Origin of the sequence: Hyphomonas sp. (genome assembly GCF_022844445.1) — a bacterium.
Lineage (GTDB): Bacteria > Pseudomonadota > Alphaproteobacteria > Caulobacterales > Hyphomonadaceae > Hyphomonas.
On sequence record NZ_JALHLS010000013.1, the window covers coordinates 1 to 15449 of the forward strand.

Below are 15449 nucleotides of genomic sequence, written 5' to 3' on the forward strand. Positions count from 1 at the left end.
CGAAGTGCCGGGCCTTGTGATGCCGGTCTCGCGCCTCCTCTTCTTCTTCGAAGACAAGACATTCTTCCGCCGGCTCTTGCCGGAGGTTGATCCGGTCACTGAAAAACCGACGCCGCGTTCATTGATGGTTCAGGAAGGCTGTTATGCGCCCTACGAGACCGAGCTGGCCGGCTGCGAGGTCAGCGCGCCGGACGGCGTGCCGCAATTCGAACTGGGCGGGAAGTTTTGGGACTGGGTGATCAACCGCCCGGATTATGACGGGTTTACTGATGCGCAGATTGCCGAGAGGCGCAGGAGTATTCCCGCGATGGAGAGCCGCAAGCGGGAAGACTGCCTGCAATACCTGTTCCTGGCCGGGTTCAACCAGAACATCATCGATTTCATGAACCAGGACCCTTCCGAGATCCTGGATTCGACCGATCCGATCTATCCGTCGACGGAGGAACAGGCCGCCGAACGCAAGTTTGCCCGCTTTGCCAACCCCCGAGCTCTGATCACCTTCGTCGAAAAGGCCCGCAGCCTGGAAGCGGCAAATGATTTCATTGGCACCTGCCCTTATGCCTTCATGATCCACGTCGTCTCAATGCACAACGAGTTCATGACCCGCGAGTACGAGCGCTCGGCCTTCGAGCTGATCGACGAGGTCGAGGCACTCGGCAACAAGGGCAAGCTCAAGAGCGCGGCTGGCAAGTTCTACGCCTTCCGCACAGGCGACTACGCCGCCTATTACCGCGACCGCTATACCAACATCTTCCGGTATGACACTGAACGCGACGTGTTCGAATCGATGATGCAGCTTCGCGGTATCGAACGACGCAATGAATACATCGAGAAGCTGATCTCTAACCTCGAAAGCCAGACGCATGACCGCGAAGCGCGGATCAAGCAGGATGACGAGAAGCTGCTGACGGCGGGCCTCGGCGCGCTGGGCATCTTCGGTTTCTTCCAGGTGGCCTTCGACTGGGCCGAGAAGCTCAAATACTTCGCCGACCCGGCCAACCTGCCAGGCGACGCCGAAGGGCCAGGCGTGCAATTCTCTCTGGTACCGCCCTGGGTGCACCTGTCGCCCAACGCCTGGCGGACGCCCTGGGACGTGTTTTCGGCCGCGATGCTCTACACCTCGCTCGCCGCGACGGTGGCCGGCGCAGTCTTTGTCCTCTACCTGCTCTTGCGGGGCCGGTTCCGGCGCCGCAAGTAGGCCCCGGAAAAAAGAAGGCCCGGCAGCATCTTGCGACGCGCCGGGCTAAAGTGGGGTCCTGTTAGGGGGGAGGAAACGCCCAATCGGAGGAATGATCGGGTTATGCGCAGGACCCATCGCATGAGCCCTACATAGGTGGGTTACGCTGCAATGCAACATGCGGGACAGCAGGTCACACATGCAATTCTGCATGAATTACGCAGAAGTCATGATCGTTAACGCATGGACAGTTTGCGCAGCGGCTCTGTCTCAGTCGTCAGAAAATCGCGGAACGCCGCGACGCGCTTCGAACGACGCAAGTCACTGGGATATATGAAATAAAGATCGAAAGTGGGTCCCGTAATCTCGGGCAGCACGCGCACCAGGCGGGGCAACGCACTGGCCATGTAGTCGGGTACATCGGCGATGCCGAGCCCCGCATCCACGGCGCGCATCATCGCAAACACGTTGTTCACCTTGAGGGTGGCCGGACGGGGAGGTGCGTCATCGCGCCCTACCCGGCAGGCGAAGCTCATTTCCTGCAGCGGGGAGCTATCATCCCCATAGGCGATGATCCGGTGGTTATCGAGGTCCTGCGGGGTGCGGGGCACCCCGTGGATCTTCAGGTATTCGGGCACTGCATAGAGGTTGGTCGCCACGGTACCCAGCTTGCGCTGGATCAGGTCTGCCTTGTCGGCGGCCCAGAGGCGGATGGCGCACTCGGCCTCAAGCTTCAGCAGGTCGTACTCGCGCTGGTCATCAAGGCGAAGGTCCAGATGCAGATCCGGGTGGCGGCGCACGAAGCCGCCGAGGCGGGGCACCAGCCAGACCGATCCAAACGCCACCGGCGCCGAGACGATCAGTTCGCCCTGCGGGGTTTCCTGCTGGTCTTTCAGGGCCGTATTTGCCGAAAGCGCGGCCGTCGCCATATCCATCGTGGAGCGGTAGAGCGTGTGGCCGCTATCGGTCAGCACAAGGCCGCGCGCATGGCGCTGGAACAGGGACACGCCGAGCTGTTCTTCCAGCGCCGCGATCTGGCGCGAGACGGCAGACTGCGAAATTCCAAGCCGTTCGCCCGCGAGCGTCAGGCTCCCGGCTTCGGCGGCGGCGTGAAACGATCTGAGCTTTCCCCAATCCATGGACCCTTGTGGCACGGCCCGGACTCGCGCGGCAAGAGTCTGCTTGGCCAGATTTGGCTAGGTTCGGTTGCGGGCCGCGAACCCGCGCACGTCGGCATCCTCCCCGAGGACGAGAATTTCAGCGAGGAGGAGGTCAAGGTCGCCGGTCGTGGTGCGGTGGTTGGTAAGGTTCACGCGGATCACTGTAGAACCGCGCAGGCGCGTGGTGGAGGGGGCGGCCACTCCACGCTCCTGCAGGCGGATGACGATTTCCTCGTTCAGCGCATCGCGCGCGTTGGCCTCTACGTCCGAGCCGACATAGCGGAAACAACAGATGTTGAGGGCCACTGGCGCCATCAGTTCGAGCCGGTGGTCGGCAGCGACCTTCCCGGCGAGATAAGCGGCTTGCGCGCAGTTCTCGGCGATGGCAGCGCCGAGGCGCCCGGTGCCAAAGCCCGCAATCTGCGACCAGACCTTGAGGGCACGGAAGCTGCGCGAGAGTTCCGGGCCATACTCGACCGGCCAGGGATTGCCCGCCGCGAGGCCGCGGGTGGCGGCCTGCAGGTAGTCTGGCCGATCGGTGAAGGCATGCCGGTGTTGCGTCCCGTCGCGCACAAGCACGCAGCCCGCGTCATAATTTACGTGGAGCCATTTGTGGAAATCGAAGGCGAGCGAGTCGGCACGGGCAATAGCGGAAAATCGCGGCGCAAGGTCTGGTACGAGGATGCCGAGCGCGCCAAACGCGCCGTCGACATGGAACCACAGCTGCTCGGCGGAAGCGATATCGGCAAGCTCCGTGAGCGGATCAGTGGCGCCGGCATTCACCGTCCCGGCCGTGCCGATGATGACGAAGGGCTCGAAGCCCCCTGCGCGGTCCGCCGCGATCGCGGCGCGCAGGGCGGCGGTATCCATCTCGAACCGGTCATTCACCGGAATCTTCCGCAGCGCATCGGCGCCGAGGCCGAGAATATCGAAGGCGCGCGGATTGCACGCGTGCGCTTCGGCGGAGGCGTAGCCGACGAGGCGCGCGCCCGAGAGGCCCGTCTTGCGGGTGGCAAAGCCCAGCCGTACATCACGCGCCACCTTCAGCGCCACCACTGTGGCGAGCGAGGTGCCCGAGACGATAAGGCCGCTGGCGGTTTCCGGAAAGCCGAAGAGTTCGCGGCACCAGCGGATCACCTGCCTCTCGACATGAATCGCGCCATGGTCGCGCCCACCGGCATTTGCGTTGATCGCGGCGCCGGCTATCTCGGCAAGCAGGTTCTGCGGCGTGCCGGAGCCGTGCACCCACCCGAAAAAGCGCGGATGCGTGTTGCCGACCCCGTAAGGCAAAAGCTCGGCAAGGCGGCCGGCGAGGGCGCTGTCATCGAGCCCCTCCGCCGGCAGCGGCTGGTCGAATGCGGCTTTCATGTCGGCCGGGAACGGCGTCCACACCCTGCCTTCGCGTGCCTGCTCCATCTTGTCGATGGCCGCCTCCAGCAGCGCATGCGCCGTCTTGCGGAACGCGGCCCAGTCCTTGGGGTCGAGGCCCGTTTCCGGATCGTCTGACATCGGATTATCTTTCAAGAAGTTACTGGCTAGCCCAGAGGATCCTGGCGACCCAGGCGATTTCGGCAGGTTTGAATTCGCGGGAGGGATCGTCCGGATTAAGCGAGGCAAGCTCAATGACGCGGGTATTCTTCCGGGCAAGAATTTTCGCCATCACTTCACCCTTGGCCGTCTTCGCCACCACCCGGTCGCCCGGTTTCACCTCGGCGCCGGGCGCAACGATGATGCGATCGCCCGCGCGGTAGGCCGGCTCCAGGGAGTCGCCGGAGATCTGCAATGCGTAAACCGTCTCGGTGCTGAGGCCGGGAAAGCGCATCTCGTCCCAGCCCGCACCGACCGGTAAGCCGGCATCATCGAAAAAGCCGTCCTGTTCGGCCTGAGCAAAGCCGATCAGCGGCGCTGAGCCGCCTCGGCGGCCTTCGATCAGCGCGGCGAAATCGTCGAAGCCGGCACCGACGGCGTCCAGGACGCGCGCAAGGCTTTCGGTGGTCGGCCAGCGCGGGCGGCCATCGACGCCTTCACGCTTGGAGGGATTGAAACTCGTGGGATCGAGCCCGGCGCGCCTGGCAAGACCGGAAGCAGACATGCCATGACGGGCGGCCAGCTGGTCGATACCGCGCCAGATGTCCTTGTGCTGCATGGCAGGCCTCGCCGGGGGGGATCGGAAACACTCCCGTACTAGGAATATTCGCCTATCGTCAACGCACCGGCGTTTCCCAGTCATCGGGCGGCCCGGCGCGGCGGCGCAGACGCAGCGCGAGACCGAGGGCGACCCCGACGCCGATGGCGACGGTCAGGTCCGCCGCCACCGTCAGCACCAGCGTCAGGATGAGCAGAACGCGGTCCTCCACCGGCAGCCGGGCATGCTCGCGCCACTTGTGCGGCTCGCTCATGTTCCAGGCCGTCAGCATCAGCAGACCCGCCAGGGCTGGCAGCGCCAGCTGGCCGACCAGCGGCGCGGCCACCAGCAGCATCAAGAGGATTGCAAGCGCGTGGACGAGCCCCGCGACCGGCGTCTTCCCGCCTGCCTTCACATTGGTGGCTGTGCGCGCGATGGCGCCCGTGGCCGGCAGACCACCGAACAGGCTGGAGCCGATATTCGCTGCGCCCTGGGCGATCAGCTCCGCATTCGGACGATGCCTGCCCTCGATCATCCGGTCGGCCACCATGGCTGAGAGAAGCGATTCCACACCCGCCAGGAACGCAATGACCAGCGCGGAGGGTAGCAGCTCCTTCAGCCGCGCAAGCGTGATCTCTGGCAGCGCCGGTATCGGCAGGTGGTCAGGAAGCGCGCCGAAGCGGTCCGCGATCGTCTCGACCGGCAGCGCCAGCAGGAGGGCCGCGGCCGACGTGATCCCCACCGCCACGATCAGCCCCGGCCATTTCGGCGCGAGGCGGCGGAACAGGCTGATGAGGACGATCGTCGTCAGGCCGATGCCGAGCGCCGCAAGGTTCAGCGTCTCGCGCCCCGCCCACAACGCCGGCAGCTTGTGCAAAAAATCCGCCGGGAGGTCCGCGATCTGCAGGCCAAACAGATCCTTAAGCTGGCTGGTCGCGATGATCACCGCGATGCCGATGGTGAAGCCGTTGACGACCGCCTCCGGTATGAACTGGATCAGATTGCCCGCGCGCAGGAAACCTGCGGCCAGAAGGATCAGACCCGCCATCAGCGTCGCCAGCACGAGCCCGTCAAAGCCATGATGCGCGATGACGCCGTAAACCACGACAATGAAGGCGCCGGTCGGCCCGCCGATCTGCACCCGGCTGCCGCCGAGCAGCGAGATCAGGAAGCCGGCGACGATGGCGGTGACGAGACCCGTGGCGGGGTCTGCTCCGGCAGCGATCGCGATGGCGAGGCTGAGCGGCAGCGCGACCATGGCCACGGTTACGCCGGCAAAAACATCCGCTGCGAAGAGCGGCCAGCTGTAGGTTTTCAGCGTGGTCAGAAGCTTGGGTGTCACGGTCGCTGGCGGGCGGGGGCGTTGGGCCGGCGTCCGTACTTGACGTGACCTATTAGCCGATCAGCGCCGCGCCCGCGATGTGACACGGCCCCGCAGCCTCACATCGGGTTCTCGTCCTGCCATTGGTCAATGCTGTCGAGGCAGGCCTCGTCATAGTAAGCGCGGCCGTCATTGCCGGTATCGCTGCTGCGACAGGCGGACTCGGCGGCAAGACCGGCGACGAGGCTCTGGACGAGGGTTGCGCAGCCGCCAAGCGGCAGGATGCCGGCCATCAGGACGGCAGCGGCTGATATGCGGGCGTGTTTCACGGGCTTGTCTCCTTGCGCCCCGCCCGTACCGCTAGCATTGCCGCGACCGGCTGAAAATCAGAGTTTCCAGTGGACGCCGCTGCCCGCCCCGCCATCCGGCAGCAGGTGAGTCTGCGGCACACCGTAAACACGCGCCTCGCCGATGGCGAAGGCCATGCAGCCTTCCGGGAAGACCGGCCGGAACGCGGCATTCAGCACGTTCAGCCCGCCCGCGAAGGCGCCCATCGCCGGCATCACCAGGCGCGCGCCATCCGAGGCAAAACAGCGCCGCCGCACCGAGCGCCCCCGCCCCGCCACTTTCGCGACCGGATGCAGGTGGCCGGAGATCTCGCCCGCCTCGCCCGTCGGCTCATGCCGGAAGACCAGCGGGCCGAGGCGCAGAACTTTTGCCGCGCGCCCTCCGAGATCGGCCGGCGGATCCGGATCGTGGTTACCCTCGACCCAGACCCAGTCATGCCCGCCGGTTAGCGCGCGGATACGCGCCGCATACGGCGCGGGCAGGCGCGACTCCGCACGCCGGTCATGGAAGCTGTCGCCAAGGGAGATCACAGTATGCGGTTTCAGCGCGGCGCAGAGCGCCTCCACCCGCGCCAGCGTGGCCGAGGTGTCATAGGGCGGCAGCATCTGTCCGGCAGCGGCGTAGTTCGAGCCCTTCTCGAGGTGCAGGTCGGAGACCACCAGCACACGCGCTGGCGCCCACCACAGCGCGCCTTCCGGCAGCGGGGTAAGCATCTCACCGGCGAGATGCAGCCAGGTCTGTTTCGGGGAAGCCTGGGCGAGCGACATGATTCCGAGACTTGGGCTGATGTGGACCCGCGGTCAACGCGCGAAATTCGGCATTGATTATCAATATGGAGTCCGCTAACGATCCGTCAGGGGAAAAGTCGGGTACAAGACGTAAATCGGACTCGACGCCCGTGATCTCTCCGCGTGACGATCTCTCCGCGCTGCGCCAGCGTTTCCTTCAGCAGGGCCGCGTCCTCATCCCTGGCATCTTCGAGCCCGCTTTCGCGCAAAGTGTGCTCGATGCCGCCTGTGAGCATGCCGGCTGGCTGCTGGTCACCCGGATCGAGGGTAGGCACCGCGAATTTGACGCCGCGCAGATGGAGCAGGTGCCGAAGGACCGGTTGCAGACCTTTGATGAGCTGGTGGCGCAGGAAGCACGCAAGGGCTTCCAGTACCGGTTCGAGCGTCATCTCCTTTATGACAACCTGCGCGCCGGGGCTCTGGCCGAAGGCCCACTGCGGTCGATGGCGGAGGCGTTGAACTCGGACGCCTTCATCGGCCTGCTTCACACCGTGATGAGCGAGCCCTACGTCCCCGGCGAAACCTTCTGCGACGGCCAGCTGACACGCTACCGCGCGGGCCATTTCCTGACCTCGCATGATGACGGCCTACCCCAGTTCAATCGCATCGCCGCCTTTGTCGTGAACCTCACGCCGGGCTGGTCGGCAGATCTGGGCGGCCTCTTGATGTTTACCGGCGCGGACGGGCACGTGGAGGAGGCGTTCACACCGAAGTTCAACACGCTGTCGCTGTTCCGGGTGCCGCAGCCTCATGCCGTCAGTGCCGTCGCGCCGTTTGCGCGCGGCGCACGCCATGCTGTCACCGGCTGGCTGCGCCGGGGACAGCCTCCGGCGTGAATGGACACGGTTCCGGCTTTCGGTTTTAGTGCGGCGCAGATTCCCGCATCTGGAGGATGAACCGATGACGCTCTACCGGCTTCGCGCCTGCTTGCTCGCCCCAGTCGCCGCGCTGGCTTTTGCCGCCTGCGAACAGGCCGCCCCGCCCGCTGAAACGCCGGCCGCTGAGCCGGCAGAGGTTGTGGATGAGACGGAGCAGGCCGAGGCGCCGCGCGTTCTGCTGCCGGTCATGTCCTGCGGAACCGATGGCTTCATCCGCGCGGACGCGACGCGCGAGAGCCTGGCCGCCACCCACGGCGCGGAAAACCTCACCGAGGAAGAGCTGTCCTGGGTAGACAGTATCGAAACGGCGCTCGTCCTCTTCCCGGCGGCCCCCGCCACGCGCGCAGAACTGTTCTGGCTCGACAAGACAAGCGGCGGGCCACGCCATGTTCGCGTCGGCGGTCCGGAAAGCCAATGGATCGGACCCGGGGGTCTCTTTGTCGGCGCAAGCCTCGCCGATGTCGAAGCGGCAAATGGCGGGCCGTTCGAGCTGATGGGCTTCCAGAATCACAATGCGGGCGAAGTGGTCGACTGGCTGGGCGGCGCACTGGCCGCCAAACCCGGCGAGACCTGCGAGTTCGCCATGACGCTCGGCCTGCCGGAAAACCTGACGGCCGAAGCGATGAAAGCGGTCTCGAACGATCCCGAAAAGGTCTACCGCTCTGACAGCCCGGAGATGCGGGCCGCCAACCCGTCCGTGGACGGACTGGGCCTCAGCTTCTTCGATCCGTCCTGATCAGCCCATCGCGTCGCGTACGAGGTCTTCCTCGGCCTCGCGCAGCACCGCTTCCATCGCAGAGGCACCAAAAACCGGCTCGCGGCCAACTTCCAGCATGACGGGAACGGCAAAGGGACTGATCCGTTCGAGCGCTTGGTGCACGAGGCGGCCCCGGATGCGCGCCAGCATATCTGACAGGCGGCGCACGTCGAGGAGGCCCGTCGCGGCGTCCTGCCGCGCCGCCTGCAGCAGGATGTGGTCCGGCTCGTGGCTGCGCAGCACGTCATAGATGAGATCGGTCGAGAACGTTACCTGGCGCGAGTTCTTTTCCGTGCCCGGAAGGTTGCGATGGATAAGGCCGGAGATGATCGCGCAGTGCGCAAACGTGCGCTTCATCAGTGCGCTCTCTGCCAGCCACTCCTCCAGATCATCACCCAGCATGTCCGGGTGGAACACCGCGTCCATGTCGAGGCCGCGCATGTCTTCGAGCCCCCAGACTGCCATCGCATACTCGCTCGCAACAAAGCCGGCGGGCTTTGCGCCCAGGCGTTCGAGGCGCCGCGTCAGCAGCATGCCGAGGGTCTGGTGCGCGAGGCGCCCCTCGAAGGGATAGCAGACGAGATAGTGGCGGCCGGCGCGCGGGAAAGTTTCGATAAGCAGATGATCCGGTGGCGGGATGGCGGAGCGCAGCGTCTGGATCTCGAACCACTCCCGCACGGGGCCCGGCAGGCCCTTCCACTGTGCGCGATCGTGGATCATCTTCCGGACACGGTCTGCCAGGAAGGTCGTCAGCGGGAACTTGCCGCCATTGTAGGTCGGGATTGCAGGGGAATCCGATTGCGCGCGCATCACCAGCGCGTCCATGCCGTCAATCGCGATCAGCCGCAGGATCTCGCCGCCGAAGAGGAACGTGTCGCCAGGCGTCAGCAGGCTGAGGAAGTATTCTTCCATCTCGCCGAGCTTTCGCCCTGCGCGCAGGGCGCGCTGCTCGCCGCTCTTGGGCAGCCCCGCCTTCGCCGCAAAGCTCGCGAGGCGGACTGACAGCATCGGCGCCTCGACAATCGCGCCGACATTCATCCGGTGCGCCTGCTTGTCGCGCGCCGTGCGAGCTACCCATACCCCGTCGCTGCGTCGCACGATCCGGTGGAACCGGTCGTAGGTCTTCAGTGCATAGCCGCCAGTCGCCACGAAATCGACGATCCGCTCGAACGTCTCCCAATCGAGCCAGACATAGGGCGCCGCGCGCCGCACCTCGTCGAACAGCGCGTCCAGCCGGAAGCCCTCGCCGCAGGCGCGGCCCATCACATGCTGGGCAAGAATGTCGATCGATCCCGTGCGCACGCCCTCACCGTCGATCTCGCCCGCCTCGACGGCAGCTTCCGCCGCGCGGCATTCGAGCACTTCGAAGCGGTTTGTCGGCACAAGGATGGCCTTGCTGGCCTCGTCCATCCGGTGGTTCGCCCGGCCGATACGCTGGATCAACCGCGCAGCACCCTTCGGCGCGCCCATCTGGATCACGAGGTCCACCTCGCCCCAGTCGATGCCGAGATCGAGCGTCGAGGTGCAGACGACCGCCTTCAGCTGCCCGGCGGCCATCGCCGCCTCGACGCGCTGGCGCTGCTCGCGCACCAGCGAGCCGTGATGCAGCGCAATCGGCAGACCGTCCTCGTTGGCATTCCAGAGTTCCTGGAACATCAGTTCCGCCTGGCTGCGCGTGTTGACGAAGACCAGCGTCATCTTGGCGGCTTTGATTGCTTCATAGACTTCAGCGACCGCAAAGCGCCCCGAGTGTCCGGACCATGGAATGCGCTCGCGGGAAATCAGAATGTCGACATCCGCTTTTACACCGCCGGCGGCAGTGATGATGCGGGAGGGGGCAGCCTCGCCCCCGCGCACATCCAGCCAACGCGCAAGCTCCTGTGGGTCGCGCACCGTCGCAGAGAGACCCAGAAACCGGCAGGCCGGAGCCCATTGCGCGAGCGTCGCAAGACCCAGCGACAGGAGGTCTCCGCGCTTCGAAGGGGCCAGCGCGTGGATCTCGTCGATGATCACACACCGCAGGTCTGCGAAAAACGCCGCTGCATGGTCGGAGGCGATCAGCAGCGCGAGCTGTTCCGGCGTGGTCAGCAAAATGTCCGGCGGCGTCTTTCGCTGCTTCTGGCGTATATGGGCGGATGTGTCGCCCGTGCGCGTCTCGATGCGGATGGGCAGGCCCATCTCGGTCACCGGCGTCATCACGTTTCGTTGAACATCCGCTGCCAGCGCCTTCAGGGGCGACACATACAGGGTGTGCAACGCAGGAATGCCTGAATTCGTTGCGCCGCGTTCAGCCAGTTCGACTAGACTGCCCATGAAACCCGCGAGCGTCTTGCCGCCGCCGGTTGGCGCGATCAGCAGGGCGCTCTCTCCCCGGAGGGAGGCCTCTGTGAGCGCCAGCTGGTGGACACGGGGCGCCCAGCCTCGGGCGGCAAACCACGCCTCAAAAGTGGGCGGCAACCGGAACGAAGGAACCTGCGTGTCAGCCATCAGCTACCATTAAACTACAGCAAGCCGCTGCGCCTCCCCCTTTCCTTTTTGTCACGCCGGGAACAGTTTCCTTTCTCGCCCCGTCCAGGAGTACCTTGATGAACCGCCTGCTGATCGCCGGTCTTGCCATTCTGGCTGCAGTCCTTCCGGCTTCGGCCGATACGGTCCTGCAAAAGGCCAAGGCCATGTCCAAGGACGGCCCGCTATATGCGTTCGACCTGTCCTATGATGACGGCAAGGACCGTTTCCAGATGAAGGTCGACCCCAGCCAGCCCAAGGGCAAGCGCGTGGTGGACCTGTCGCCGGCACGCGCAACCCTGTCGGGCGATTCGGCAAAGAAGGCCGACAAGCTGTCCGAGCGCACCGAAGGCGATATCTGGTGCAGCAGCTTTGCCGAGAACATCCCCGCCGATGCCAAGCGCATCTCGGAAACGCCTCAGACCGCGACGTTCAATTTCACGCCCTTGCCGGGCAAGGCGAACGGCCAGATCGCCAGCGCCTACAAGCACCTGAAGGCTACCGCGACAATCGACAAGCTGACCGGCGGCATTCTCGCGTACGAGATGGCGGCGCCGAAGGCTTTCAAGCCGATGGCTGTGGCCAAGGTGGACAAGCTGACCTTGAAGGTCGCCTGCAAGCCGCTGCCAGACGGGCGCACGCATATCGACAGTTTCGCCTTCGACCTGAAAGGTTCAGCGATGATGAAATCGCTGGACCAGGTGGAGACGCGTCGCATCACGAACCTCAAGGCACTTGGCTCCAAAAGTTTCGGCGCGCCCTAGAGCGGCGCTCAGGTTTCGTTCAGAAACGGCAATTCACAACTTGAACCTCATGGCCGATGCCACCTAGAGGTGCGGTCAGGATTGCCGATTTGGGGAGACCAGAAATGTCATTGTCCGCTCGTTTGCGCGCCGCGGCGCTGTCGGCCGTGCTGGCCGTCTCGCCTGCACTTCAGGCAATTGCGCAACCGGCGCCGGTTGCGCCGGCAGAGGTCTCAGCCGAAGCCCTGATGGCGCGCCTCGATCAGCGTCCGCCCCAGTCGACCACCAACCTCGATGTGGAAAGCCTGAACGACGCCCTCGCCGGCAAGCTGAGGCTGACTTATGCCTTCGCGACACAGGAAAGTCTGACTGCGCCGACCCGCCTCACCGACCTGCGTGTCGAGCTTCTCGGCGACGAGCCGATGACGTTGTTTACGGCGGACGAACTGCTGGTCTGGAACGCTGACACACCCGCACTCGTGGCGCGCCTCTCCGGTGAGCGCCTCGGCGAAACTGTCCGCTTGTTCGACCGGCTCGAGTTGTCGGGCGTGAAGCTTGACCTTACGGACTACACCAACGCAGTCGATGACGCGGTAACAGCCGCCCTGCCGGAGACACCCGCGGGGGCTGCCGCTCCCGACATAACCTACGACGACACCTCGGTGTCGATGGGCAGGATGATCTTCAACGGCTTGTCGCTGCATCCCTGGACACATGCCGAAGTCGAAGGCCAGGAAACGGGCCTCGCCGCCATCCGTCTGCTCTCAGCCTTCGCGCGCAGCTTCTCGCTGGAAAGCAGCGCCATTACCGACATGGTGATGAGCCAGTCTATGTCCGACAGCGGTGTCACCGGCACACTGGTCAGCAGCTATCCCGCACAGTTCATGGAGGGGTATCACCGGGGCGATATTGCCCTGACGGTCCAGAGCGGCTCGGCGTTCCAGGGGTCGATCCCGGTTCCCGCGACCGACGCTCCGGCAGATGGAAGTCTGGCTCCTGCGATGGTGACGATGGCGATGGCCGGCAAGGTGGACTACGGCGCCTGGAGCGGCCTGAAGTTCAGCAAGCTGCTGGAATACGGCGAGCGCGGCGAGATGCCCCCGATCACCGAGCGCGATCTCTGGAGCTTCGGTACCTACACCCTCGCCGGCATGAGCTTCGATTTTGGCGGCGAGCCGGTCATGGAGGTTGGCCGCCTCGACATCTCGGCGGACAAGTTCGCCTGGTTCCTGCCGGAACGGATCATGGTGAAGCACGAGGATGCGTCGTTTGATTTTTCCGGGATCATGAAATGGGCGGCAGATATCGACCCGGCCCTGTCGGCGACGGCCGACGGCGAACCGGGCCTTCTGGAAATAGTCGGCATCCTGGATCGCACGGGTCTTGGCAAGCTGTCGGGCGACGGTGCCTTCCTTCTCAGCTGGGACAGCGAAACCGGCAATGCCCTGATCGAAAGCAATAGCGTATCGGATGGTCTCTATACGGACGACATGCGTTTCGACATGCGCCTGCCCGCCTATGCAGATCTCATCCAGACTTTCGGAGTCGATGGCCGCACACCGGACAATGAACTGCTGCGTGATCTCGTCAGCGAGAAGTTCGCCTTCTCCGGTGGCCATTACAGCCTGACCGATATTGGCCTGCTGGATGCCATTGCGAATCTCACCATCGAGATCGCCAAGATCAGCGGGGAGAGCGACCCTATGCTGTCGAACTTCGCGGAATCGACCCCGGAATCGGTGCGGATGTTTGCCTCCGGCATGCTGATGTTCGGCGGCGGCGCCGTTAGCCAGGATATCCCGCAGGCCACCGGCTGGATCAGCAGCCTGTCAAGCTTCATCACCTCGGGCGGCACGTTCACTGTCAAGCTGGCGCCGGAGAGCCCTTTGACCGCAGCCGATTTCGCTCCCGATCCGGAGGCCGGCATGGTCGAAGCGCCGGGCTCCGGTGAACTGGCGGACCTGTTCGGCGTGTCGATGACGCATACCCCGCCGGCCCCCACCGCCGCCGGAACGCCCTGACCTTCGCCTAGCGCTGGATCAGCTTGCGGCGGCCGCGCTCTTCTGCGGCCGCTGCCTCGGCGGCGCTTGCGGCATCTGCGGCCGCCCGTTCCACAGCGCGGGCCGCGTCGGCCGCGTTCAAGGCCGTGACGAGATCTGCCGTGAAGCGACTGATGTCGAACTGCGCGCCTCCGATCACGTCAAAGCCCTGGCGAACAATGACAGTGTTCAGCGCCGGGATGATGACGATGTACTGGCCCCGGTTACCATTCGCATAGAAGGTGCCTTCCGGCACGCCAACCGCATTGCTCATCAACCAGAACTGCGCACCATACCCCGCGCCGCTGGCCGGCTGGGCCGGGGCGGGCGTACGGACGAACTTGACCCAGTCTTCGGGCAGGAGGCGTTCGTTGCCCCACATGCCGTCCTGCAGGTGGAGTTGCCCGATGCGCGCAAGGTCGCGCCCCGTCGCCCAGACCTGGCTCGACGAGATGAAGTCCCCGTTCCAGTCGATCTCGATCGTGGTTCGCATCGCGCCGATCTTGTGCAGCAGCGACTCGTAAGGAAAGCGGTGGAACTTGTTGTCGTCCTTCATCGCCTCGCGCAGGGCGCGCATCGCGATCAGCGTATCGTTGTTGGCATACTTGAACCGTGTGCCGGGCTTGGCCTCCAGCGAATTCTTCGCCGCGCCGTCCACCACCTGGGCACCGGCGAAATACAGCCTGTCCGTGCGCGAACCAGTTGTGCCGCTGTCGAGGCCGCTCGCCATGTGCAGCAGGTTGCGCACCGTGATCGCGCGGCGCGGATCGGCGCCCTTGTTCCATTCGGAGATCACCGCAGGATAGTCGATATCGATCAGGCCCTGGCGGCGCGCTGCGCCGATCAGCGTCGCGGTCAGCGACTTTGCCACAGACCAGGTGCGCACCGGCGTCTCATGGTCAATACCCCTGTCATAGCGTTCGGCCACGATCTGCCCGTCGCGCACCACGATGACCGACGCCGTGCGCGTGCCGCCGCCATAGGTGAACTCGTCGAAGGCCGCCGATACCGGCGCATCGAGGCGTTCAGCCTCCTCGATCTTCAGCTCGATCTTGACATTGGAGCCGATGGCGCTGCCCCGGTCCTGCGTCGGGGGCGCCGGCCAGGAGGCAAAGCGCGGCAGGAAGCCGAGTGCGTTCTCGCCCGCGCCCACCGGCAGCTGTGTGCAACCGAAACCGGGGCGATAGGCGGCCAAGCGCGGCGGCATGTCAGGCGAATAGGTGACCGACACGGTCTTCTTCGCGTCGTCCACGACAGCGTCAGGGAGCGCATCATAGGCGCGCTGGTAGTCCGGGTAGATACCCGACAGTTCGTTGAGCTCGATCTCCGGCAGCGTCTGTCCCGCCACGAACAGGCCGGAGCAGGTGAAGGTGGCCTTCCAGCCAGCCGCCAGGGCCGATTGCATCGCGTCGGTCGTGCCGCCTTCCTGGGTGGAGGCGATCAGGCCGGGCAGGCTGAGGGCAAAAGCAACCGCGGCCGCGCGAAGGGTACGCATCGTGTCATGTCTCCGGTGTTTGCGGTGCAGAATAGGCGCCGCTTCCCTGCGGGCAACCCCGCCGCCACAGTTTCCGAGGCTTAATCGGCGCCGCCTTGACCCCACCCCAACGG

At 65.0% G+C, this 15449-nt stretch carries 13 protein-coding genes; 5 read left to right on the plus strand and 8 right to left on the minus strand.

Features of this window, described 5'->3' with window-relative positions; genetic code table 11:
• The coding region (locus Q0C17_RS13780) for a hypothetical protein (RefSeq protein ID WP_291207454.1) at nucleotides 1-1198 on the plus strand (1198 nt) is incomplete at its 5' end.
• A 215-nt stretch (nucleotides 1199-1413) separates the two neighbouring features.
• Here the strand turns inward: Q0C17_RS13780 and Q0C17_RS13785 are convergent.
• The 6 genes from Q0C17_RS13785 to pdeM form a co-directional block, all read right to left on the minus strand.
• A complete protein-coding gene (locus Q0C17_RS13785; protein ID WP_291207457.1) occupies nucleotides 1414-2316 on the minus strand; it encodes a LysR family transcriptional regulator in 903 nt (300 codons plus the stop codon).
• Nucleotides 2317-2373: 57 nt separating this feature from the next.
• On the minus strand, nucleotides 2374-3846 hold the full coding sequence (locus Q0C17_RS13790) for a pyridoxal-dependent decarboxylase (RefSeq protein WP_291207460.1): 1473 nt from the start codon (nucleotides 3844-3846) through the stop codon (nucleotides 2374-2376).
• Between the two features lie 19 nt (nucleotides 3847-3865).
• Complete coding sequence (locus Q0C17_RS13795) at nucleotides 3866-4483, minus strand: helix-turn-helix transcriptional regulator (RefSeq protein WP_291207463.1); 618 nt, start codon at nucleotides 4481-4483, stop codon at nucleotides 3866-3868.
• A gap of 58 nt (nucleotides 4484-4541) precedes the next feature.
• Nucleotides 4542-5804 (minus strand): SulP family inorganic anion transporter, encoded by a 1263-nt coding sequence (locus tag Q0C17_RS13800; protein ID WP_291207466.1) that lies wholly within the window; start codon nucleotides 5802-5804, stop codon nucleotides 4542-4544.
• A 98-nt stretch (nucleotides 5805-5902) separates the two neighbouring features.
• The gene (locus tag Q0C17_RS13805; RefSeq protein ID WP_291207469.1) at nucleotides 5903-6112 is read right to left on the minus strand and encodes a hypothetical protein; all 210 of its coding nucleotides are present in this window, start codon (nucleotides 6110-6112) and stop codon (nucleotides 5903-5905) included.
• Nucleotides 6113-6169: 57 nt separating this feature from the next.
• Complete coding sequence (pdeM, locus tag Q0C17_RS13810) at nucleotides 6170-6898, minus strand: ligase-associated DNA damage response endonuclease PdeM (protein WP_291207472.1); 729 nt, start codon at nucleotides 6896-6898, stop codon at nucleotides 6170-6172.
• Nucleotides 6899-7029: 131 nt separating this feature from the next.
• On the opposite strand from pdeM, the gene Q0C17_RS13815 reads away from it, so the two are divergent.
• Nucleotides 7030-7755, plus strand: a complete 726-nt coding sequence (locus Q0C17_RS13815; RefSeq protein WP_291207474.1) for a 2OG-Fe(II) oxygenase family protein — start codon at nucleotides 7030-7032, stop codon at nucleotides 7753-7755.
• 64 nt (nucleotides 7756-7819) lie between these two features.
• The gene (locus Q0C17_RS13820; RefSeq protein WP_291207476.1) at nucleotides 7820-8533 is read left to right on the plus strand and encodes a hypothetical protein; all 714 of its coding nucleotides are present in this window, start codon (nucleotides 7820-7822) and stop codon (nucleotides 8531-8533) included.
• Here Q0C17_RS13820 and Q0C17_RS13825 read toward each other — a convergent pair whose 3' ends face one another.
• Nucleotides 8534-11041: a ligase-associated DNA damage response DEXH box helicase gene (locus Q0C17_RS13825; RefSeq protein WP_291207479.1), complete on the minus strand. Its 2508-nt coding sequence runs from the start codon at nucleotides 11039-11041 to the stop codon at nucleotides 8534-8536.
• A 98-nt stretch (nucleotides 11042-11139) separates the two neighbouring features.
• Here Q0C17_RS13825 and Q0C17_RS13830 point away from each other — a divergent pair, with 98 nt between their 5' ends.
• Both Q0C17_RS13830 and Q0C17_RS13835 read left to right on the plus strand, forming a co-directional pair.
• The gene (locus Q0C17_RS13830) at nucleotides 11140-11823 is read left to right on the plus strand and encodes a hypothetical protein (protein WP_291207482.1); all 684 of its coding nucleotides are present in this window, start codon (nucleotides 11140-11142) and stop codon (nucleotides 11821-11823) included.
• 104 nt (nucleotides 11824-11927) lie between these two features.
• Entirely contained in the window at nucleotides 11928-13823 is a 1896-nt protein-coding gene (locus Q0C17_RS13835) for a hypothetical protein (protein WP_291207485.1), read from the plus strand.
• A gap of 7 nt (nucleotides 13824-13830) precedes the next feature.
• Here the strand turns inward: Q0C17_RS13835 and Q0C17_RS13840 are convergent, their stop codons facing one another.
• The gene (locus Q0C17_RS13840; RefSeq protein ID WP_291207488.1) at nucleotides 13831-15336 is read right to left on the minus strand and encodes a serine hydrolase; all 1506 of its coding nucleotides are present in this window, start codon (nucleotides 15334-15336) and stop codon (nucleotides 13831-13833) included.
• Between the last annotated feature and the right edge of the window lie 113 nt (nucleotides 15337-15449).

Bases quoted from the DNA above. Each gene is read 5' to 3' on its own strand.
- Q0C17_RS13785 (WP_291207457.1), bottom strand. From the start codon at position 2,316: ATGGATTGGGGAAAGCTCAGATCGTTTCACGCCGCCGCCGAAGCCGGG.
- Q0C17_RS13790 (WP_291207460.1), bottom strand. From the start codon at position 3,846: ATGTCAGACGATCCGGAAACGGGCCTCGACCCCAAGGACTGGGCCGCG.
- Q0C17_RS13795 (WP_291207463.1), bottom strand. From the start codon at position 4,483: ATGCAGCACAAGGACATCTGGCGCGGTATCGACCAGCTGGCCGCCCGT.
- pdeM (WP_291207472.1), bottom strand. From the start codon at position 6,898: ATGTCGCTCGCCCAGGCTTCCCCGAAACAGACCTGGCTGCATCTCGCC.
- Q0C17_RS13820 (WP_291207476.1), top strand. From the start codon at position 7,820: ATGACGCTCTACCGGCTTCGCGCCTGCTTGCTCGCCCCAGTCGCCGCG.
- Q0C17_RS13825 (WP_291207479.1), bottom strand. From the start codon at position 11,041: ATGGCTGACACGCAGGTTCCTTCGTTCCGGTTGCCGCCCACTTTTGAG.
- Q0C17_RS13830 (WP_291207482.1), top strand. From the start codon at position 11,140: ATGAACCGCCTGCTGATCGCCGGTCTTGCCATTCTGGCTGCAGTCCTT.
- Q0C17_RS13835 (WP_291207485.1), top strand. From the start codon at position 11,928: ATGTCATTGTCCGCTCGTTTGCGCGCCGCGGCGCTGTCGGCCGTGCTG.
- Q0C17_RS13840 (WP_291207488.1), bottom strand. From the start codon at position 15,336: ATGCGTACCCTTCGCGCGGCCGCGGTTGCTTTTGCCCTCAGCCTGCCC.